This window comes from Amycolatopsis sp. PSD-21 (assembly GCF_055561455.1).
In genome coordinates this window covers 5,812,740-5,833,790 of the sequence record NZ_CM145712.1, presented here as the reverse complement: position 1 = coordinate 5,833,790, position 21,051 = coordinate 5,812,740, and the positions used below count along the sequence as shown (strand labels likewise).

Annotated in this window: 20 protein-coding genes; 9 read left to right on the top strand and 11 right to left on the bottom strand. The window is 68.9% G+C overall.

Translation table 11 applies throughout. From position 1 onward, the window contains the following. Nucleotides 1-136 precede the first annotated feature (136 nt). Genes ACZ1DY_RS27190 through ACZ1DY_RS27155 form a run of 8 tightly spaced genes read right to left on the bottom strand, consistent with a single transcriptional unit; the run spans nt 137 to nt 10,139 of the window. The gene (locus ACZ1DY_RS27190; protein WP_465481295.1) at nt 137-1,549 is read right to left on the bottom strand and encodes a beta-N-acetylhexosaminidase; all 1,413 of its coding nucleotides are present in this window, start codon (nt 1,547-1,549) and stop codon (nt 137-139) included. Between the two features lies 1 nt (nt 1,550). Then, entirely contained in the window at nt 1,551-2,417 is an 867-nt protein-coding gene (locus ACZ1DY_RS27185; RefSeq protein ID WP_126734061.1) for a carbohydrate ABC transporter permease, read from the bottom strand. Next, a complete protein-coding gene (locus tag ACZ1DY_RS27180; protein WP_034321570.1) occupies nt 2,408-3,367 on the bottom strand; it encodes a carbohydrate ABC transporter permease in 960 nt (319 codons plus the stop codon). Before ACZ1DY_RS27180 ends, ACZ1DY_RS27185 begins: the two co-directional genes overlap by 10 nt. Then, nucleotides 3,368-4,651, bottom strand: a complete 1,284-nt coding sequence (locus ACZ1DY_RS27175; protein ID WP_465481294.1) for an extracellular solute-binding protein — start codon at nt 4,649-4,651, stop codon at nt 3,368-3,370. Between the two features lie 11 nt (nt 4,652-4,662). Continuing rightward, entirely contained in the window at nt 4,663-5,793 is a 1,131-nt protein-coding gene (locus tag ACZ1DY_RS27170; protein ID WP_465481293.1) for a lactonase family protein, read from the bottom strand. 27 nt (nt 5,794-5,820) lie between these two features. After that, entirely contained in the window at nt 5,821-7,209 is a 1,389-nt protein-coding gene (locus ACZ1DY_RS27165; RefSeq protein ID WP_192741657.1) for a GntP family permease, read from the bottom strand. Then, a complete protein-coding gene (locus ACZ1DY_RS27160; protein ID WP_465481292.1) occupies nt 7,206-8,801 on the bottom strand; it encodes an N-acyl-D-amino-acid deacylase family protein in 1,596 nt (531 codons plus the stop codon). The genes ACZ1DY_RS27165 and ACZ1DY_RS27160 overlap by 4 nt, the downstream gene beginning before the upstream one ends. Before the next feature lie 33 nt (nt 8,802-8,834). Continuing rightward, nucleotides 8,835-10,139 carry an amino acid deaminase gene (locus tag ACZ1DY_RS27155; protein WP_465481291.1) on the bottom strand — a complete coding sequence of 435 codons (1,305 nt, stop codon included), beginning with the start codon at nt 10,137-10,139 and terminating at the stop codon, nt 8,835-8,837. 150 nt (nt 10,140-10,289) lie between these two features. Between ACZ1DY_RS27155 and ACZ1DY_RS27150 the strand changes: the two genes are divergently transcribed. Genes ACZ1DY_RS27150 through ACZ1DY_RS27140 form a run of 3 tightly spaced genes read left to right on the top strand, consistent with a single transcriptional unit; the run spans nt 10,290 to nt 12,372 of the window. Continuing rightward, nucleotides 10,290-11,231 (top strand): sugar kinase, encoded by a 942-nt coding sequence (locus ACZ1DY_RS27150; RefSeq protein ID WP_257489946.1) that lies wholly within the window; start codon nt 10,290-10,292, stop codon nt 11,229-11,231. Further along, complete coding sequence (locus ACZ1DY_RS27145; RefSeq protein WP_192741661.1) at nt 11,228-11,992, top strand: IclR family transcriptional regulator; 765 nt, start codon at nt 11,228-11,230, stop codon at nt 11,990-11,992. Before ACZ1DY_RS27150 ends, ACZ1DY_RS27145 begins: the two co-directional genes overlap by 4 nt. Beyond that, nucleotides 11,989-12,372, top strand: coding sequence for a RidA family protein (locus tag ACZ1DY_RS27140; protein ID WP_034321592.1), 384 nt, complete (start codon nt 11,989-11,991; stop codon nt 12,370-12,372). Before ACZ1DY_RS27145 ends, ACZ1DY_RS27140 begins: the two co-directional genes overlap by 4 nt. Nucleotides 12,373-12,623: 251 nt before the next feature. Here the strand turns inward: ACZ1DY_RS27140 and ACZ1DY_RS27135 are convergent, their stop codons facing one another. The 3 genes from ACZ1DY_RS27135 to ACZ1DY_RS27125 all read right to left on the bottom strand — a co-directional run bounded on the left by ACZ1DY_RS27135 (nt 12,624) and on the right by ACZ1DY_RS27125 (nt 14,717). After that, entirely contained in the window at nt 12,624-13,619 is a 996-nt protein-coding gene (locus ACZ1DY_RS27135) for a 1-aminocyclopropane-1-carboxylate deaminase (RefSeq protein WP_465481290.1), read from the bottom strand. Continuing rightward, a complete protein-coding gene (locus tag ACZ1DY_RS27130) occupies nt 13,616-14,263 on the bottom strand; it encodes a GntR family transcriptional regulator (protein WP_465481289.1) in 648 nt (215 codons plus the stop codon). The genes ACZ1DY_RS27135 and ACZ1DY_RS27130 overlap by 4 nt, the downstream gene beginning before the upstream one ends. 94 nt (nt 14,264-14,357) lie before the next feature. Next, nucleotides 14,358-14,717, bottom strand: a complete 360-nt coding sequence (locus ACZ1DY_RS27125; RefSeq protein WP_005163289.1) for a DUF1844 domain-containing protein — start codon at nt 14,715-14,717, stop codon at nt 14,358-14,360. Between the two features lie 268 nt (nt 14,718-14,985). On the opposite strand from ACZ1DY_RS27125, the gene infC reads away from it, so the two are divergent. The 6 genes from infC (at nt 14,986) to pheT (ending at nt 20,966) form a co-directional block, all read left to right on the top strand. After that, entirely contained in the window at nt 14,986-15,561 is a 576-nt protein-coding gene (gene infC, locus ACZ1DY_RS27120) for a translation initiation factor IF-3 (RefSeq protein WP_063273553.1), read from the top strand. Nucleotides 15,562-15,631: 70 nt separating this feature from the next. Then, the gene (gene rpmI / locus ACZ1DY_RS27115) at nt 15,632-15,826 is read left to right on the top strand and encodes a 50S ribosomal protein L35 (protein WP_007028043.1); all 195 of its coding nucleotides are present in this window, start codon (nt 15,632-15,634) and stop codon (nt 15,824-15,826) included. A 63-nt stretch (nt 15,827-15,889) separates the two neighbouring features. Continuing rightward, nucleotides 15,890-16,267 (top strand): 50S ribosomal protein L20, encoded by a 378-nt coding sequence (gene rplT, locus ACZ1DY_RS27110; RefSeq protein ID WP_005163284.1) that lies wholly within the window; start codon nt 15,890-15,892, stop codon nt 16,265-16,267. Then, nucleotides 16,264-17,097, top strand: a complete 834-nt coding sequence (locus tag ACZ1DY_RS27105) for a TrmH family RNA methyltransferase (protein ID WP_465485719.1) — start codon at nt 16,264-16,266, stop codon at nt 17,095-17,097. The genes rplT and ACZ1DY_RS27105 overlap by 4 nt, the downstream gene beginning before the upstream one ends. A 236-nt stretch (nt 17,098-17,333) precedes the next feature. Then, entirely contained in the window at nt 17,334-18,398 is a 1,065-nt protein-coding gene (gene pheS, locus ACZ1DY_RS27100; protein ID WP_126734051.1) for a phenylalanine--tRNA ligase subunit alpha, read from the top strand. Next, entirely contained in the window at nt 18,399-20,966 is a 2,568-nt protein-coding gene (pheT, locus tag ACZ1DY_RS27095; protein WP_465481288.1) for a phenylalanine--tRNA ligase subunit beta, read from the top strand. The last annotated feature ends 85 nt before the right edge of the window (nt 20,967-21,051 follow it).

Genomic DNA, 21,051 nt, shown 5'->3' with positions numbered 1-21,051 from the left:
CTTCCTTCGGCTCAGCCGAGGAAACTCGACCTTCACATCTTCCCCGAATACATGAAGGCCCCCTTCACCGCGCTAGGCGCAATGAAGGGGGCCTTCACGTACTTCGGCGGGCAAGTACACCGGTCGTGAGCGGCGATCACCGCTGCCGCGGCCGCCCCGGAACTCCGGGCCGCGTCTGCCAGGGATGCGGCCCGTCGAGTGGCCGGTATTCGACGCCCAGTGCGTCCAACCGGGGCAGGTGGTGGTCCCGCAAACGCGGCAGGAACTCGGCGTAATCCCGCCCGTCCGGCTCGCTCCACGCCACCTCCGCGAAGGCGCACAGGCGCGGGAACGCGACGTAGTCCACCCGGCGCACGGTGTCGAGATGCTCCGACCACACCTGCGCCTGCGCCCCGAGAATCGACTTCCCCTCGGGGAAATCGGCGGGCACCGGCTCGTAGCCGTAGAAGCTCTCCAGCGTGCTCAGGTACCCGACCGGGATCGGTTCGTCCGGGTGATCGGACTGCCGATGGTCCAGGTACACGTGCTCCTCGGGACACATGACGACGTCGTGCCCGGCGGCCGCCGCGCGGGCGCCGGCCGCTTCGCTCTGCCACGAGCCGATGACCATCGGCGGCAGGTCGCCCGCTTCGAGCACTTCGTCCCAGCCGAGCGGACGACGCCCCCGATCGACCAGGTGCCGCGCGATCTCACGGACGAAGCGGCCGTGCTCCTCGGTCGCACCGGGGACCTCGTCACCGCCGAGCGCGATGACCTCGGACGGGAAGATCTCCAGTACGTGGTCGAAGACGCGTTTGAAGAAGTCCACAGTGGACTGCTCGGTGTTCAGCAAGGACGTGCTGATACCCCAGCTCGTCCACACCTCCCACGGCGCGTCGGTTTCCGGGCCGAGCTCGGGATACGCGGTGATCGCGGCCCGTGCGTGCCCGGGGATGTCGACCTCGGGGACCACCGTCACCGAACGTGCGGCGGCGTACGCGACGATCTCGCGGAGATCGTCGGCCGAGTAGAACCCGCCGTGCGGCCGCCCGTCCCGTTCCGGACCGTCGTGCCGTCCGACCATGGACGATTTCCGCCAGCCGCCGACCTCGGTCAGCCTGGGGAACTCGGGGATCTCGATCCGCCAGCCCTGGTCGTCGGTCAGGTGCAGGTTGAGCACGTTGAGCTTGTGCGCGGCGATCAGGTCGACGAACCGCAGCACCTCGGCCTTGGTCCGGAAGTGCCTCGCCACGTCCAGTAAGCAGCCTCGCCAGCCGAACCGCGGGTGGTCCGTGACGACGCCGCAGGGGATCGTCTGCTGTCCACTGTGGATCGGAGCGGCCCGGAACGCGTACGGCCCGATCAGCTGCCGGAGCGTCTGGCGACCGTAGAACTCGCCCGCCGCGTCGGCCGCGTGCAGGGTCACGCCGGATGGATCGATCTCCAGCCGGTAACCCTCGGCGGGCAGCAGCTCGTCGCGGCGCACGTCCACTTCGGACGGTACTGGGCATTGTCCCGGCAAGGGTTCCACCGAGACGGGACGGGGGAGCAACGTTTCGAAGCCAGGCATGTCAACCCTTCACCGCGCCGCCCATGACGGACACGAGTCGTCGTTGCACGAGAATGAAGAACACCAGCACCGGGATGGTCATCAGCGTCGAACCCGCCATCACCGCGCCCCAGTCGGTGTCCTCCGGTTTGAAGAACACCAGGATCGCGAGTGGGAGCGTCTGGTTCTCAGTGTTGGAGATGATGAACGTCTTCGCGAACAGGAAGTCGTTCCACGCGTGGATGAACGCCAGCACGCTGATCGCCACCAGCCCGGGCGCGACCAGCGGGAAGAGGATCTGCCAGGTGAACCGCATGCGGCTCGCCCCGTCGATCTTCGAGGCTTCTTCCAGCTCCTGCGGCACCGCGGCGACGAAACCGCGCAGCATCCAGATCGCGAAGGGCAGGCTGAACGCCAGGTGCACGAGGATCAGCGAGCCGAGGTGGTTGGTGCCGAACGCCGGCGCGACGTCGCCGACCGACCGCATCAGGAAGAACAGTGGGATGGTCAGCGCCTCGACCGGCACCATCTGCGCCACCAGCACCATCACCAGCAGCACGGTCCGGCCCTTGAAATTGAACCGTGTCAGCGCGACCGCCGAAAGGAACGAGAGCAGCAGCGACAACGCCACCACCACGACGGCGACGATCACGCTGTTCAGGAAGAACATCGCGAAGCCTTCGCCGCTCAGCACCCGTTCGAAGTGTTCGAGCGTCGGCGTGAGCGTCCAGGGCCGGGGGTTCTCCGCCTGGATCTGCCCGGTGGGTTTGAAGGCCGACAACACCATCCAGTACACCGGGAAGGCGACCATCCCCGCGATCACCACGCAGATGATCTCGGCGATCAGCCTCCCGGGTTTGTGGACCCGGCGGCCCGCGGTCACACCCATCCCGCGCTCCGGCGTTGCGACCGGACGTACAGCCCGGTGATGGACAGCAGCAGCAAGGTCATCACGACTCCGAGCGCCGCGCCGAGACCGTATTCCTGTCCGGCGAAGGCCTGTTGATAGGCGAAGACGTTGAGCACGAGGTTGCGCCCGGCCACGCCGCCGCCGTTGGTCATCACGTAGATCTGCGTGAAGATCTTGAAGTCCCAGATGATCGACTGGATGGTGGCGATGGTCAGCAGCGGCCGCACCATCGGCAGCGTGATCGACCACGTGGTGCGCCAGGTCGACGCTCCGTCGAGGTACGCGGCCTCGACGACCTCCTCCGGCACTCCCTTGAGCCCCGCGTACATCGTCACCATGACGAACGGGAACGAGCACCAGATGACCTCCGCGGCCACCAGCCCGAACGTGCTGTAGGTGTCGAAGGTCCAGGAGTGGTTCGCCATCCCGGTGAAGCCGATGCCCGAAAGCACCTCGTTGACCAGGCCGAAGTCCGCGTCGAACAGGAACAGCCAGACGTACGAGCCCGCCATCGCCGGCGTCGCCCACGCGGCGAGCGCCGCCAGGAACAGCGGGACGCGCGCCCACGCGCGGACCCGGGTCGCCAGCACGGCGAGCCCCGTCCCGAGCGCCAGGCTGCCGACGACGCAGACCGCGGTGAAGCCGAGGGTCTTGGCCAGCACCTCCCAGAACTGCAGGTTCTCCAGCAGTTCGACGTAGTTGCCGAAGCCGAGGAACACCAGCGGGGCGTTGCCGACCGCCTGCGGCTGGCCGTAGTCGTAGAACGAGATCAGGACGAGCTGGTAGATCGGATAGACCAGCATCGCCAGCAGCAGGATGCCGCCGGGGGCCAGGTAGAGCAGGGCGGCCCGCCCGTCCCGGCGACGGCGGGGCGACCGCCGTGCCGGGACGGCCGGAGCCGTGGTGCGGGGGATCTCCTTCGTGACCACTTAGCCGAACGCCTTGTTCATCTCGGCGGCCGCGGCGGTGAGCGCCGTCGCGGTATCCTTGCCGCCGGTCGCGATCTGCTGGATCGCGGTGGGCAGGACGTTCTGCGCGTCGATCTTCGACCACGCCGCGGTGGCGGGGACGAACTTCGTGCCCGCGGTGAGCGTGTCGACGAACGGCTTGACCGACGGGTCGCTCGCGGCGAGCTTCTGCTGGACGCTGCCGAGGGTGGGCAGGTTGCCCATGGCGACGTACATCTTCTCCTGGTACTTCGCGCCACCGAGGAGCTGGGTGAACTCGACCGCGAGGCTCTTGCGCTTGGTCGCGTTGAACACGCCGAGCAGGTTGCCGCCCGCGAACGCCGGGGCGATCTTGCCGGCCTCGGTGCCCGGGATCGGGATGATCGCGTACTTGCCCTTCACCTGGCCCGCCTCGACGGCCTTGCGGTTGAAGTCACCACCGATGGACATCCCGGCCTTGCCGCCGGCGAACGCCGTGATGCTCTGCGTGCCGGTGAGGTTGGCGCACTGCTCGGGCGGGCAGATGTCCGCCTTCAGCAGGTTCGCGTACACCGTGACGCCGGCCTTGGCCTGCTCGGAGTCCACAGTGGACTTCCACTTGTCGCCGTCCTGCTTGGCGATCTCGCCGCCGTGCGCCCACAGGAACGGCAGCATCGCGTAGGTGTACTTGCCGCCGACCGAGATGCCGTACAGCTCCGGCTTCTTGGCGCGGATCGTCTTCGCGGTCTCGGTCAGTTCCGCCAGCGTCGTGGGCGGCTTGAGGCCGAGCTCGGCGAAGAGGTCGGTGCGGTAGTACAACGCGCGGATACCGGTGAACCATGGAAGCCCGTAGGTCTTGCCGCCGGACTTCGCGGTCTCCAGTACCGCGGGCAGGATGTCGGCGCCTTCCTTCCACGACGAGAGATCGCCGGTCAGGTCGGCCAGCGCGCCGGTGGCGGCGTAGCTGGAGACGTCGGTGTTGCCGAACTCGGCGACGTCCGGCGCGCTCGCCGGATCGTTGAAGGCGCCGGAGAACTTGTCCGCACGGCCCTCCACCGGGATCCACTGGACGTCGACCTCGACCCCCGAGTGCGCCGCCTTGAACTCGGTGATCGCCTCCTTGACCGCCGCCTCCTTGGGCGCGCGGTTGGCCTCGTCGAACAGCCAGACCCGGATCGTGCCGGTCTTCTCGTCACCGCCGCTCGCGGCTGGGGTGTTCTGGGCCGGCGCGCAGCCCGCCACGAGGCCGACGGCCGCGAGGCCCGCGATGAGGACGCGAGTTCTCATGGGTTTTCTCCTTAGGCGAAAAAGACGGAATTGACCTGGGGGAGCGCCAGTTTCCCGGCGACGGCCCCCGGAAGGCCGGTACCGGGATCGCGCGGCAGCCAGCTGAGCGTGCCGGACTTGTCGCACGAGACGTAGAACCAGCGCTCGGTCGGGTCGAGGGTGAAGTGACGCGGGTAGACACCGCCGACGGGCGCGTTGTTCAGCAGCTTCAAGGACTTCCCGTCCTCGCTGACGCCGAATGACGCGATCGTGTCGGAGCCGCGCACGGAGGCATACACGAACTTCCCGTCCTTGGACGTGGTGATCTCGCCCGGGTACTGCGCGCCGGGCGTGCCCGCCGGAACGGCCGGGACGACCTGCCCGGCGGTCAGTTTCCCGGTGGCCGGGTTCCACGCCGCGACGGTGACCTCGGCCCGCAGCTCGCCGAGGATGTACGCGTACTTGCCGCTCGGGTGGAACGCCAGGTGCCGCGGCCCGGCGCCGGACGGGAGCTTCAGCTGCTGGTTCAGCTTGAGCTTCCCGGTGGCGACGTCGAGTTTGTAGACATAGACAGAATCCGCACCGAGGTCGACGGCGAGCACCCACTTTCCAGTGGGGTCGTTGACGACCTGGTGCGCGTGCGCCTGCCGCTCGGCGCCCTTGTGCTGGGCCAGATCGACGACGTCGCCGAGCTTCCCGCCCGCGAGGATCGGGAGGACGACGACGCTGCCGCTGCTGTAGTTCGCGGCCAGCACGTACTTCTGGCTCGAGTGGACGCTCAGATGGGTCGGGTGCTGGCCCTTGGCCGACTTCTTGTTGAGCAGCTTGGGTTTCGCCGGATCGGCCAGGCTGAACGAGGAGATCTGGCCGTTCTCGTCCTCGTTCGTCACGTAGAGCGTCTTGCGATCGGCGCTGATGTCGAACCAGGAAGCGTTGCTGACTCCCGGGATCGTCCGGTCGACGACGAGCGCGTTGCTCGCCGCGTCCCGGTGAGCGACATCGAGTCCGTGCCCGGAACTGGTGTAGCTGCTGACGTAGATGGCCCCGGTTCCCTTCGGTCCGCAGGATTGTTCGGAAGCGTTCGCGAGGTGGGAACCGAGAACGGTGGTCAGTCCAGCCGCTCCGACGGCGCCGAGGAAGGTGCGTCGATCCAGTCCGGTCATCGTGATCTCTCCCAGTCGTCAGGTGGTTTAAACCACTGCCATGAGCAATGCTGCCACGCCGAAACCGGAAACGGAAAGGACGGTTTCCAATACGGTCCAGGTTTTCAGGGTCTGCGGCACGGTCATGTTGAAATACCGCGAGATGATCCAGAAACCGCCGTCGTTCACGTGGGAGGCGATGATCGAACCCGCCGAGATCGCGACGACCAGCAGGGCGAGCTGCATCTGCGAATAGCCCAGCGTCGCCACCGTCGGCGCGACGATACCGCTCGTGGTCACGATCGCGACCGTCGCCGAACCCTGCGCGATGCGCATGCCGCAGCTGATCACGTACGCCGCCAGGATGACCGGGAGGCCGGCGTTGTCCAGCGAGCCCGCGACGGCCTTGCCGATCCCCGTCGCGGCCAGCACGGCGCCGAAGAACGCGCCCGCGCCGACCACCAGCAGGATCATCGCGACCGGGCGCAGCGACTTCGCCGAAAGCTCGCTCAGATCCTTGCCCGTCAGGCCCCGGCGCAGGCCCAGCAGCCACGACGCCAGCAGCACCGAGATCGTCAGCGCGACCGCCGGGGTGCCGATGAACGCGGCGACACCGGAGAGCGCGGATTCCTTGGGAAGCCAGATACTGCCGAACGTCCCGGCGAGGATCAGCACCAGCGGGACGGCGATGATCGCCAGCACCAGACCCAGCGACGGCGGGTTCGTCTCCTTTTCGCCTTCCTCCTCGGCGACCAGGAATTCCGCGGGAACCTCCACGTCGACGCGCTTGCCGATCCACGTCGAATAGAGCACACCGCCGACGAGGAACGCGGGGATACCGCACACCAGCCCCATCAGGATGATCCAGCCGAGTTCCACGTGCAGCAGACCGGCCGCGGCCACCGGGCCGGGATGCGGCGGGAGGAACGCGTGCGTGATCGAAAGCCCGGCGAGCAACGGCAGCGCGTACAGCACGAGCGATCGGCCGCCCTGTTTGGCGGCGACGTAGACCAGCGGCGCCAGCACGAAGATGCCGATGTCGAAGAAGACCGGGATGCCGAAGACGAAACCCGCGAGACCCATCGCCAGCGGGGCCCGCTTCTCACCGATGGCCCGCAGCAGCGCGCCGGTGAGCACCTTCGCCCCGCCCGAACGCTCCAAAATGGACCCGAGGATGGTGCCGAGTCCGATGATCGCGGCGATATGGCCGAGGATCCCGCCGAAACCCTTTTCCAGCAGGGAATCCGACGCCTTCTGCGCGGAGCCGACGATCTGGACCACCGGCAGGCCCGCGGCCAGCGCGGTCAGCAGGCCGACCACGATCAGCGCGATGAAGGGCTCGAGTTTGACTTTGATGATGAGGAACAACAACACCGCGATCGAGACGGCGGCGAGGGTCAGGAGACCTCCCGTCGTGTGTTGGAGCCAGTCGATCATCGGGCACTCCCGGGGTTCCGCAGTGAATGGCCGGCGAGGGCGCCGGTCGGTTGACCATCGTCGATGGCGGCGACACCGTTGACGAAGACATAGGGGATACCGGCGGCCTGCTGCCGCGGCTCGTCGAACGTGGCGGTGTCGGCGACGGTTTCCGGGTCGAACAGCACGAGGTCCGCCGCGTATCCGGCGCGGACGAGACCCCGGTCGGTCAGCCGCAGGCGCTGTGCCGCGCGGCCGGTGAGGTGGGCGACGCATTCGGCGAGGTCGAGGACGCCGAGTTCGCGGACGTAGCGCGCGAGGTAGCGCGGGAACGTGCCCCAGGCGCGGGGATGCGGCCGCGCCCCGACGAGCAGCCCGTCGCTGCCGCCGGTGTGCGTGCGGTGCCGCATGATCGCCTGGACGTTCTCCTCGTGCCCGACGTGCATCAGGCAGGACGTGCCGAGTTTTTCCGAGAGCAGGACGTCGAAGTACAGCTCCGCGGCCGGTTTCCCGGCACGCAGCGCCGAAGCGGCGACCGAATGCCCGACGAGGTGGGCGTTCTCGTCCCGGCGGACACCGTTGATCTCGATGGCGTCCCAGTCGATCGGCACGCCGTGCGCGCCGTCGGAGCCGGTCTCCTCGATCTCGGCGCGGATCCGCTCGCGGGTGTCCACATCGGACAACCGGGCGAGCGTGGCGTCGAGGCCGCCTTCCGTGGCCCAGCTCGGCAGCAGCGCGGAAAGGTAGGTGGCGCCGGGAAGATAGGGATAGGTGTCCAGCGTGATGTCGCAGCCGTCGTCGAGCGCCCGGTCGAGCAGCTCCAGCAGATCCGGCGCTTTGCCCTTGTTCACCGAGAAGTTCATGGTGGCGTGCGCGAGGTGCAGCGGGCAGCCCGAGCGGCGGGAGACGTCGACCATCTCGCCGAACGCCTCGAGCGCGCCCTTGCCGTAGCTGCGGTGGTGCGGGCTGTAGAAGCCACCGCGCTCGCCGACGACCCGGCAGAGCTCGACGAGTTCTTCGGTGGTCGCGTACATGCCCGGTGTGTAGGTGAGCCCGGACGACATACCCATCGCGCCCTCGGCCAGCCCGGTCGCGATGAGTTCCTTCATCGCGTTCATCTCGGCTTCGGTCGCGGGCCGGTCTTCCCAGCCGACGGTGAGCATGCGGACGGTGCCCTGCGGCACCAGATAGGCCGCGTTGACCGCGACCCCCGTGTCCAGCCGGTCGAGGTATTCGCCGACCGAGCGCCAGTTCCAGTCGAAACCGGCCGGATCGTCGTTCCACCCGGCGAGCTGCTGGCGCAGCGCCGCGAGGACCTCGTCGTTCACGGGCGCGTAGGAGAGCCCGTCCTGCCCGAGCACCTCGGTCGTGACGCCCTGGGAGAGCTTCGCGAGGTGATCCGGATTGGCGAGCAGCTGAAGATCGGAATGCGAATGCATGTCGATGAACCCGGGCGCGAGCACGAGTCCTTCGGCGTCGATGGTGCGGCGGCCCGCGAGCGAGCCGGGTTCGGCGACACTGGCGACGCGGCCGTCGGTGATGCCCACGTCGTGCCTGGTGAGCGGATCCCCGGTGCCGTCGGCGACCAGTGCGGAGCGGACAACGATGTCCATGGCGATTCTTCCTCTGCGGCGGTGGAGGACGGATCAGAAATGGGTGCGGACGAAATCGAGCACGGTCTCGCCGTCGGGGCCGACGACCGGGATCAGGGGCCATTTGTCGAAAACGGTGCACGGATGCGACAGGCCGAGGGCGACCCAGTCGCCGACCTCGACCGGCGACGAGGCGGGCAGCGTGAGAAAGGCGTGCTGGTCGTTCATCTTCTGGATGGAATGACCTTCGAGCGCGGACGGTGGTCCGTCGCCCTTGCGGATCAGGCGCGGCTCGGGCATGCCCTCGTCGAACGAAGCGTCCCGTTTGCCGATGGTGAGCAGCGCGAGTTCGTCCGTCGGCTTCGACGTCACCTGAGCCCAGGCGCGCAGCGCGGACCGGAACGAGGCGACGCCGCCGATGCGCGGGTGTTCGCCCAGCGGCGAGATCACCCGGTAGAAGCCGTCGTCGTGGGTCACGTAGGCGCCGCTGCGCAGGATCGGCAGGACGTCCAGGCCGCCCCAGTCCTTGGTGAGTTCGTCGGCGACGCGGTCGAAGTACGCGCTGCCGCCGCCGGTGACGATGATCTGGCCGGCGTCGTCGAGCAGGCCCTTGGCGTGGAAGGCGAAGACGAGTTCGCGCAGACCGTCCACATAGGAGCTGATCAGCTGGAGCGACTTCTCGTCGGTGTGGTGGGAAAGCGCGCCTTCGTAACCGCCGGATCCGCGCAGCCGCAGAGCGGGGCTCGCGTGCGCGGCCTCGGCGACGGCGAGCGCGGTCTCCGTGTCGCGGACACCGGTGCGGCCGCCCTCGGCGCCGAGTTCGACCAGCACGTCCACCTTGCGGCGGGCGCCACGCAGGGCTTCGGTCATCAGCTCGACGCCGCGGACCGAGTCGACCCAGCAGACGAACTCGAAGTCGTCGTCGGCGTCGAGCTCCGCGGCCAGCCACTTCAACCCGGACGGGTCGAGCAGCTGGTTCGCCAGCAGGATCCGGGAGACCCCGAACGCGCGGTAGATCCGCAGGTGGCCGGCGTTCGCGCAGGTGATGCCCCACGAGCCGTGCCGCAGCTGCCGCTCGAACAGCTGCGGCGCCATCGTCGTCTTACCGTGCGGGGCCAGCGCGACCCCGCGCTCGGCGCACCAGGCCGCCATCGTGCGGAGGTTGTGTTCGACGGCCTCTTCGTCGAGAACGACGAACGGGCCGAGGAAGCCGTCGTCGAACAGCTTCGCGCCGCGGGCGGCGGCCTCGCCGATCGTGAGACCGGACAGCGAGGGCGCGACCGAGCGGAAGCGCCAGTCGACGCGCTCCTCCCGGACGGCCGCGACCGCGGCGGAATCGATGGTGCCGGCTTCGAACATGAGGTTCACCTCGGTTGCGTATGTTGCAACGGACGTTGCGCATATTGCGTGGGATAGGTGTAGCATCCGGTCCGCTGGAGGTCAACGGCGTGACGACTAGGAGACGCGAAGGTGACAAGCGCGCCCCACGTTCTGTGCATCGGGGAGTCGATGGCCTTGTTCGTGCCGGCCGAATCCGGGCCGCCCGACGAGGTACGCAAGTGGGTGCGGAGCATCGGCGGGGCCGAATCGAACGTCGCCTGCCATCTCCCCGCGCTGGGTTTCACCAGCGCCTGGGTGAGCGCCGTCGGCGACGATCCGTTCGGCCGCGCGCTGGTGCGCGAGATCGGCGCGGCGGGGGTGGACGTCAGCGCGGTCGTGGTCGATCCGACGCGCCCGACCGGGCTCTACATCAAGGAGAGCGGAGCGGACGGCAGCCCCGTGCGCTACTACCGCAAGGGCTCCGCCGCGTCCGGAATGGACGCCGGGCTCCTGGGGAAACTCGACCTCGACGGGGTGCGCGTCATCCACCTGTCCGGGATCACGCCCGCGCTGTCGGACGGCTGCCTCGACCTGGTGCGGGCGCTGATGGAACGACCGCGGGGCGACACGCTGGTGTCGTTCGACGTGAACTTCCGGCCCGCGCTGTGGACCGGACGCGACCCGTCGGTGCTGGCCGGGCTGGCCGCCCGCGCCGACATCGTGCTGGCGGGCGAGGACGAGGCCGAGCGCGTGTGGGGGACCGGTGACCCGGCACGGCTGCGCGCCGCCGTGCCCGGACCGAAGACGCTGGTCGTCAAGCACGGGGCACGCGGAGTCACGCTGATCGAAGGCGACGAAGCACCGCTGTTCTCGCCCGCGCTCCAGGTCGACGTCGTGGAGCCGGTCGGCGCCGGTGACGCGTTCGCGGCCGGTTTCCTCGCCGCGACCCTGCGCGGCGACGACCCTGCTACGCGGCTGCGACGCGGTCATCTGCAGGCCGCGGCCACCCTGCTGACCCACGACGACGTGGGGCAGCCGCTGCCCGCGTCCGTCGTCGAAACACTCCTCGGGGCGGATGAGGCAGCATGGGCGGCGGCGAAGCTGACGGACAAGGGATTGGTGGGCGGATGAGCCAGAGCCTGGACAGGGCGCTCACGCTGCTGAGCGGGCTCGCCCGCGAGCCGAAGACGCTGGACCAGCTCGCCGAGGAGATCGGCGTGCACAAGTCGACCGTGCTGCGGCTGCTGCGCACCCTGGAGGCGCACCACTTCGTGCGCCGGGAGGGACAGCGGTACTACCGGCTGGGCAGCGCGCTCTTCGATCTCGCACAGCAGGCGCTCGAGGATCGCGACGTCCGCCGCACCGCGCAGTCCGCGCTCGCCGGGCTCAACGCGCGCACCGGGCACACCGTGCACCTCGCGTCCTATGAGGACGGAGAGGTGGTCTACATCGACAAGTTCGAGGGCAGGCATTCGGTGCGGATGTACTCCCGCATCGGTAAACGCGCGCCGCTGCACTGCACCGCCGTCGGCAAGGTGCTCGTCGCGGCCATGACGCCGGAGAAGCAGGCGGACGTGGTCTCACGGATCGACTTCTTCGTCCGCACCCCGAACACGATCACCACGCCCGAGGCCTACGAGAAGGAACTCGCGCTCGTCGCCGACCGCGGCTACGCGGTGGACAACGCCGAGCACGAGGACTTCATCCACTGCGTCGCCGCGCCCGTCCGCGGCCCGGGCGGCGTGGTGCTCGCCGCCGCGTCGGTGTCGGTGCCGAAGGTGCTGCTGGACTACGACGGCCTGATGGGGCTCGTGCCCGAGCTGCTGGCCGCCGCCGAGGAAGCTTCCGTCCACAGTGGATGGACGGGGAACCGAAAGGGGAAGTTGGAATGAGCAAGACCGCGATCAGCACGGAGAACGCGCCGAAGCCGGTGGCCGCGTTCTCGCAGGCGGTCCGCAAGGGCAACATCCTGCAGGTGGCCGGCCAGGTCGCCTTCGACCCGGCCACCGGCGCCATCGTCGGCGAGACCGTCGGTGAGCAGACCGAGCAGACCTTCAAGAACATCGAGGCGGTGCTGGAGGCCGCCGGTTCGAGCCTGGCCGACGCGATGATGGTGCGCGTGTACCTGACCGACGTCGACCACTTCGGCGCGTTCAACGAGGTCTACAACAAGCTGATCGGCGAGGCCCCGCACCCGGCCCGCACCACGGTGTACGTCGGCCTGCCCGCCGGGCTTCTGGTGGAGATCGACGTCCTGGCCGTCACGGACTGACCCGGCGCCTCGTGAGTGGTAAGGACGGTTCTAACCGTCCTTACCACTCACGAGACCAGACCCACTCGGCACCGGGGTGCTGCTGGGTGCTGGGCTTGGCCGGGGGTTGCGAAAGCCACTTTCGCAACCTTCAACGTTGCGAAAGTGGCTTTCGCAACGTCGGCCGTGGCCGGGCCCGGGATCATCAGCGACCGGAAGCCAGTAGGTACCCCAGACACCCTCGGCTGGAACGTCCTTACCACTCACGAGGGCTAGAGCACGCTCGTGTAGCCGTTCAGCGCGGGCTGCCCGCCCAGGTGCGCGAAGAGCACGTTCGAGTCCCGCGAGATCTCACCGCGCGCGACGAGGTCGATCAGTCCCGCCATGGACTTGCCCTCGTACACCGGGTCGGTGAGCACTCCCTCCAGCCGCGCCAGCGTCCGGATCGCGTCCAAAGTGGACTCGTCCGGGATGCCGTAGATCCCGGCGTGGTAGCGCTCGTCCAGTTCGACCTCGCCGATCTCGCCGGCGCCGATCAGTTCGGCGGTCGCCCGGGCGATGCGGGTGACCTGATCGCGGGTCTCGGCCGGTTTCGCCGAGCCGTCGATGCCGAGGATCCGGCGCGGCTTACCGGAAAGCGCGGCCCCGGCGACCATCCCGGCCTGCGTGCTGCCGGTCACCGAGCAGACGATCACGGTGTCGAAGAAGACGCCGAGTTCCGCCTCCTGCGCTTCGAGTTCGACCATCCAGTTCGCGAAACCGAGCCCGCCGAGACGGTGGTCCGAGCCGCCCGCCGGGATTGCGTACGGCTTCCCGCCGCCGGCTTCGATCTCCTTGACCGCGTTCTCCCAGCTCTCCTTGAAGCCGACGCCGAACCCGGCCTCGACCATCCGGATGTCCGCGCCGAGGATGCGCGAGAGCTGGATGTTGCCGACCTTGTCGTACATCGGGTCGTTCCAGTCGACCCAGCTCTCCTGCACCAGCACGGCCTTGAGCCCGGCCCGCGCGGCGGCCGCGGCGACCTGGCGGGTGTGGTTCGACTGCACGCCGCCGATCGAGATCAGCGTGTCCGCGCCCTGGGCCAGCGCGTCGGCGACCAGGTATTCGAGCTTGCGGGTCTTGTTGCCGCCGAACGCGATCCCGGAGTTGACGTCCTCGCGTTTCGCCCAGACCTTCGCGCCGCCGAGATGAGCGGTGAGCCGCTCCAGCGGATGGACGGGGGAGGGACCGAACAGCAGCGGGTAGCGGGGGAAATCGGCGAGGGTCATGGCGTCTCCAGGAGGTCTTCGAGCTCGGTCCAGATCGTGGCGGTGATCGCGCAGGCCGCGTCGACGTCGCCCGCTTCGATGGCGTCGGCCAGTTCCGTGTGGCGCTGGACCGACCGGTGGGCGGGCAGGGAGCCGAAGCGGGCGTATTCGAGACGTCGCAGCAGGGGCGTGTAGCGGGCCAGCGTCGCGGCGATCGCCCGGTTGCGCGCGGCGGCCACCGGGACGTCGTGGAGTTCGTCGTCGGCGGCGATCGCGGCCGCGATGTCCCCGGCGGCGATCGCGTCGGCGAACCGGGCGTTGGCCGCGCGCATCGCGGCGACCTCGGCCGGGCCCATCCGCGGGGCACCCGCCCGGACGGCGAACTCGTGCAGCGTGCGGACCAGCTGCAAGGCGTCGCGGACGTCGTCGGGAACGAACCCGGCCACGCGCGTGTAGCTCTGCGGCTTCGACTCGACGAGGCCGTCCTCGACGAGCCGCAGCAGCGCCTGGCGTACCGGCGCCCGGGAAAGCCCCAGCTGATCGGCGAGCTCGCCGTCGCGCAGGTTCGTCCCCGGCGGCAGTGTCCCGTCGATGATCGCCCGGCGGATGCTCTCGTAGGCCTCGTCCCTGAGGAGAGACCTCGATACTTTCGCTAACCCACTCACATCTGAAATGTTAGTTGACGTCGAAGCGGAAGTACATGAAGGCCCCCTTCCTGTACTCAGGCGCAAGGAAGGGGGCCTTCATGTACTTCGGGGGCTAGTAGACCGGTCCCGTGTACTTCTCGCCCGGTCCTTGACCGGGCGCGTCCGGTACGGCCGAAGCCTCGCGGAACGCCTTCTGCAGCGACTGGAGACCGTCGCGCAACGGGCCCGCGTGCAGGCCGAGGTACTCTGCCGAAGCGGTGACCAGCCCGGCGAGGGCGGTGATCAGGCGGCGGGCCTCGTCGAGGTCGCGGTGCGGTGAGCTGGCCGGGTCCTCGTCCGCGAGGCCGAGGCGTTCGGCGCCGGCGGAGAGCAGCATGACGGCCGCCCTGCTGATCACCTCGACGCTCGGGATGTCCTCCAGGTCGCGGACGTCCGGGGAATACGGGGGCTGCTGAACGGGTTCATCTGACACGTCTGGTACCCTTCCACGAGCGACCAGCCCCCGAGCGATCGGGGGCGGCAAGTGGAGCCCCGCTCCCACCCGTGTCACCGCCGTAACACCAGGTGTCCGGGTCCGGTCTCGCCAAGACGATTTCGGGCGTCGAGGCGGTGTGTTCGGTTCTGGAGATCGAACACGATCGGAAAGAGTGGGCCCCGCGTACCGCACGGTACCGGGGCCTTAGGTATGTGGGCACCAGGTCGAAACGGTAGAAGAATTTACCTCGAACCAGGGAGGCCCCATCAGCTCCGAGACACGCATCAACGACCGAATCCGGGTTCCGGAGGTCCGCCTCGTCGGGCCGGCCGGTGAACAGGTCGGCATCGTCCGGATCGAAGATGCGCTGCGGCTGGCACAGGAGAACGATCTCGATCTCGTCGAGGTCGCCCCGCAGGCACGCCCGCCCGTATGCAAGCTCATGGACTTCGGCAAGTTCAAGTACGAGAGCGCGCAGAAGGCCCGCGAGTCCCGCCGCAACCAGCAGCTCACCGTCATCAAAGAGCAGAAGCTGCGGCCGAAGATCGACCAGCACGACTACGAGACCAAGAAGGGTCACGTGTCGCGCTTCCTTGCGGCAGGCAACAAGGTCAAGGTCACGATCATGTTCCGCGGTCGCGAGCAGTCCCGGCCGGAACTCGGGTTCCGTCTGCTGCAGAAGCTCGCCGACGAGGTGACCGAGCTCGGCTTCGTCGAGTCGTCGCCGAAGCAGGACGGTCGCAACATGATCATGGTGTTGGCCCCGCACAAGAACGTGAAGCCGCAGAAGGCCGCGAAGGCAGCCAAGGACGAAACGTCCGAGCCGCCCGCCGACGCGTAGCGCCGACCAGCACATGTCAGCGGCACACCGGGCAAAACCGGTGTGCCGCCGCACGGAAGAGGACAACGTAATGCCGAAGATGAAGACGCACAGCGGGACGTCCAAGCGTGTCCGCGTCACGGGTTCGGGCAAGCTGCGCCGCCAGAAGGCCGGCCGCCGCCACCTGATGGAGAAGAAGTCCAACAGGCTCACCCGTCGCCTCGAAGGCACGACCGAGATCGCCAAGAACGACGTCGGCCGCGTCAAGCGCCTTCTCGGCCGCTGACACCCCGCACTTTGTAAACGCCGGGCGCGCCAGCGCGCCCCCAGATCGACAGGATGGACCCCAGTGGCACGCGTCAAGAGGGCTGTCAACGCCCAGAAGAAGCGTCGCGCGACTCTCGAGCTCGCCAGCGGCTACCGCGGCCAGCGTTCGCGGCTGTACCGCAAGGCGAAGGAGCAGACGCTTCACTCGCTGAACTACGCCTACCGGGACCGTCGTGCCCGCAAGGGTGACTTCCGCCAGCTGTGGATCACCCGCATCAACGCGGCGGCCCGCGCCAACGGCGTCACCTACAACCGGTTCATCCAGGGCCTCAAGGCCGCGGGTGTCGAGGTCGACCGCAAGATCCTCGCGGACCTCGCCGTCAACGACGCCGCCGCCTTCACCGCGCTGGCCGAGCTGGCCAAGGCGAACGTCAACACCGAAGAGAAGAAGTCGGCCTGACCGGCCACAGCGCTCTTCCACGACCCGGGGCGGCTCCGTTCACCGAACGGACGCCCCGGGTCGTTGCTGCGCGCAAGCTCACCCGCCGGGCCGAGCGCGAGAAGACCGGCCGGTTCCTGGCCGAAGGCGCGAACGCGGTGGAAGCCGCGCTCGAACACGGCGGCAAGGTCTACGAGCTGTTCGTGACCGAACGCGCCGCCGCGCAGCACGAGCGTCTGCTCGTCGCCGCGCGTGAGGCGGGCGTCCCCGTCTCGCCGATCACCGATCGCGCCGCCGACGGGCTGTCCGAGACCGTGACGCCGCAAGGCATCGTCGCGGTCTGCGCGCTCGTCGACCGTCCACAAGAGACCGTCCTGAAGCCGGGCGCGAAGCTCGTCGTCGTCCTCGTCGACGTCGCGGACCCCGGTAACGCGGGCACCGTGATCAGGGTCGCGGACGCCGCCGGCGCCGACGCGGTCGTCCTCGCCGGCGACAGCGTCGACCCGCACAACGGCAAATGCGTCCGCGCGGCCGCCGGCAGCCTGTTCCACCCCGCCATCACCCGGATCCGGGACGTCGACGCGGCCTTGAAGGCCTGCTCCGCCGCCGGACTCCGCACCTTCGGCGCGCACGGCTACGCCGACACCGAGCTCGATCAGGTGACCTTCGACGAGCCCACCGCGTGGGTCTTCGGCAACGAGGCGCACGGACTGCCACAGGGCGTCCTGGAGACGGTCGATCTCGCGGTCAAGATCCCGATGTACGGCCGGGCGGAAAGCCTGAACCTCGCGACGGCCGCCGCGATCTGCGTGTACACGAATGCGATGGCCTCGCGGGCCCTCACCACGTAGAGTCGTGGGCAGCACGCCGTCGCAGCACGACACCAAGGGAGCTCTCATGGAACGCAGTGTTCGTTCCAGCACCTTGTTTACGGCGTAGAGCGCGTTTTTCGCACTTCCGAGTGACGGTGTGCCCAGCCCGAGGGTGATCGGGGGCCGCCGTTCGCTGTCCCATAGAATTCAGCAGCTGCTAAACCCATGTGTGCGCTCGCGTGCACCGGACCAGTCCCAGCGGACGCCGAGGAGTTATGTCCGAAGCCAACGACAAGCAGGACCCCCAGGCGGGAACGCTCGCGCCGGAAACGTTGACGGCCGCCGTCAAACAGGCCGAGACCGATTTCGCCGCCGCGGCGGATCTCGACGCGCTGGCCGCGGTCAAACCCGCCCACCTCGGGGACCAGTCTCCGCTGCTGCTCGCCCGCCGCGAGATCGGCGCACTGCCGAAGCAGGAGAAGGCCGAGGCCGGCAAGCGGGTCAACGAAGCGCGCCAGGGCATCCAGGCCGCCTTCGACGCGCGCCGGGCCGTGCTCCAGGCCGAACGTGACGAGAAGGTGCTCCGCGAGGAGGCCGTCGACGTCACGCTCCCGTGGGATCGCGTGCCCCGTGGCGCCCGGCACCCGATCGCGACCCTGTCGGACCGGATCGCCGACGCGTTCGTCGCGATGGGCTACGAGGTCGCCGACGGACCGGAACTCGAAGCCGAGTGGTTCAACTTCGACGCGCTGAACTTCGGCAAGGACCACCCCGCGCGCCAGCTGCAGGACACGTTCTACCTCGGCGAGGAGGACTCCGGCCTGGTGCTGCGGACGCACACCTCGCCGGTGCAGGCCCGAACGCTGCTGCACCGCGACCTTCCCGTGTACGTCGTCTGCCCCGGCCGCACCTACCGGACCGACGAGCTGGACGCCACGCACACCCCGGTGTTCTCCCAGGTCGAAGGCCTCGCGGTGGACAAGGGCCTGACGATGGCGCACCTCAAGGGCACCCTCGACGCCTTCGCCCGCGCGATGTTCGGCGGTAACTCGAAGACCCGTCTGCGCCCGCACTTCTTCCCGTTCACCGAACCGTCGGCCGAGGTCGACGTCTGGTTCGAGGAGAAGAAGGGCGGCCCCGGCTGGGTCGAATGGGGTGGCTGCGGCATGGTCAACCCCAACGTCCTGCGTGCCTGCGGCGTCGACCCCGAGGTCTACTCGGGCTTCGCCTTCGGCATGGGTATCGAGCGCACCCTGCAGTTCCGCAACGGAATCCCGGACATGCGCGACATGGTGGAGGGCGACATCAGGTTCACCCTGCCCTTCGGAACGGAGGCCTGAGTGAAGGTCCCAGCCAGCTGGCTGACCGAACACCTCGACGTCGACGAGGAGGTCACGGCCCAGGATCTGGCCGACGCCTTCGTGCGCATCGGCATCGAGGTCGACGACGTCCGGAAGCTCGAACCGGTCACCGGCCCGCTCGTGGTCGGCCGGGTCGCCGAGATCGAGGAGCTCACCGAGTTCAAGAAGCCGGTCCGGTTCTGCCGGGTCGACGTCGGCGAATCGGACGACGACACCGACAAGCCCGACGAGAACCTCGACGAAGACGAGGACGACGACGAAGGTCCTTTCGAGGACGAGGGCCCCACGGGGATCAAGACCCGCGGGATCATCTGCGGTGCCTCGAACTTCGCCGAGGGCGACCTGGTCGTCGTCGCGCTGCCCGGCACCGTGCTGCCCGGCGGTTTCGAGATCGGGTCGCGCAAGACCTACGGCCGCCTCAGCGACGGCATGATCTGCTCCGCGAGCGAGCTCGGTATCGGCGACGAACACTCCGGCATCCTGGTGCTGCCGCCGAGCACGGCCAGCCCCGGCGAGGACGCGAACAAGCTGCTCGGCCTCGAAGACACCGTCCTCGAGGTGACGCCGACCCCGGACCGCGGGTACACCCTGTCGGTCCGCGGCCTGGCCCGCGAGCTGTCCAACGCGCTCGACGTCCCGTTCGGCGACCCGGCGTCCATCGAGGTCCCCGAGGCCGAGAGTGACGCCTGGCCGGTGCACCTCGAAGACACCGAGGGCTGCAAGCGGTTCGTGCTGCGCCGGGTCAAGAACCTCGACGCGACCGCGCCGACGCCGTGGTGGATGCGCCGCCGCCTGATGCTGGCGGGTATCCGCTCGATCTCGCTCGCGGTCGACGTGACCAACTACGTCATGCTCGAACTCGGGCATCCGCTGCACGCCTTCGCGACCGGTTCGGTCAAGGGCGATCTGGTGGTGCGCAAGGCGAAGCCGGGCGAGAAACTGACCACTTTGGACGATGTCGAGCGCACGCTCGACGCGGACGACGTGGTGATCGCCGACGACAGCGGCGTCATCTCGCTGGCGGGCACGATGGGTGGCGCGTCGACCGAGATCACGCCGGAGAGCACCGACGTGCTGCTCGAAGCGGCGCACTGGGACCCGTCGTCGATCAGCCGGACGGCCCGCCGTCACAAGCTGTTCTCCGAGGCGGCCAAACGGTTCGAGCGCTACACCGACCCGCAGCTGTGCGCGGTGGCCGTCGAGCTCGCCGCGCGCCTGTTGCGTCAGTACGGCGAGGGTTCGATCCTGCCCGGCCGCACCGACGAGGGCGGCGTCGAGCCGAACCCGCCGGTCACCATGCCGATCAGCCTCCCCGACCAGGTGGCAGGGGTGCGTTACGAGCGTGGTGTCACCGTCAAGCGGCTCTCGCAGATCGGCTGCAAGGTCAACGTGGGCACCTCCGAGGACGGCACCGCGCTGGTGACCGCCGTCCCGCCGAGCTGGCGCGGTGACCTGGTGCAGCCCGCCGACCTGGTCGAGGAGGTGCTCCGGCTGGAGGGCTACGACAGCATCCCGTCGGTGCTGCCCGAAGCCCCGGCCGGCCGCGGTCTCACCGACACGCAGCGTCGTCGCCGGTCGGTCGCGCGTGCGCTGGCGGAGAACGGCTACGTCGAGGTGCTGCCCTTCCCGTTCATCTCGGACTCGGTCTGGGACGCGTTCGGGTTGCCCGAGGACGACGTCCGCCGCAGCACCGTGAAGGTCCGCAACCCGCTGGAGTCGGACAAGGACCGGATGGCGAGCACCTTGCTGCCGGGGCTGCTGGAGATCCTGCAGCGCAACATTTCCCGTGGTTTCAAGGACGTCTCGCTATTCCACATCGGACAGGTCGTGCTGCCCGGGCCGAACCCGATCCCGATGCCTTCGCTCGGGGTGGACCGGCGCCCGACCGACGAGGAGCTCGCGGTGCTGGAGGCGGCGGTCCCGCCGCAGCCGCAGCACGTCGCCGTCGTGCTCGCGGGCCAGCGTGCCCGGGCAGGCTGGTGGGGTGCGGGCGAGCAGGCGAACTGGGCCGACGCGGTGCAGGCCGCGCGGCTGGTGGCGCAGGCCGCCGGTGTCGAGCTGACCACGGCCGCGGCGGATCAGCCGCCGTGGCACCCCGGCCGCTGCGCACAGCTGCGGGTGGGGCAGTGGCCCATCGGTTACGCCGGTGAGCTGCACCCGAAGGTCGTCGAGGCGCTCGGGCTGCCGCCGCGCACCGTCGCGATGGAACTCGACCTGGACGCGATCCCGATCCCGGACGGCCGTCCGGCTCCGCAGATCTCGGCGTACCCGCCGGTGCTGCTCGACGTCGCCCTCGTAGCCGAGGCGAGCGTCCCGTCGGCCGACCTGGCCGAGGCGTTGCGCGAAGGCGCGGGCGAACTGCTCGAAGACATCACGCTGTTCGACTCGTACCAGGGTGAGCAGCTGGGCGAGGGCAAGCGCTCGGTGGCGTACAAGCTGCGGTTCCGCGCAGCGGATCGCACGCTGACCGTCGACGAGGCCACCAAAGCCCGCGACGCCGCCGTCGCGGTCGCGGGTGAACGCTTCGGTGCGAGCCTGCGCGCCTGACCTGTAGTCCTGTGAAGGCCCCGTTTCCCTCGACTCAGCCGAGGGAAACGGGGCCTTCACGCGCTCCAGGTGTGGCAAAGTGAGG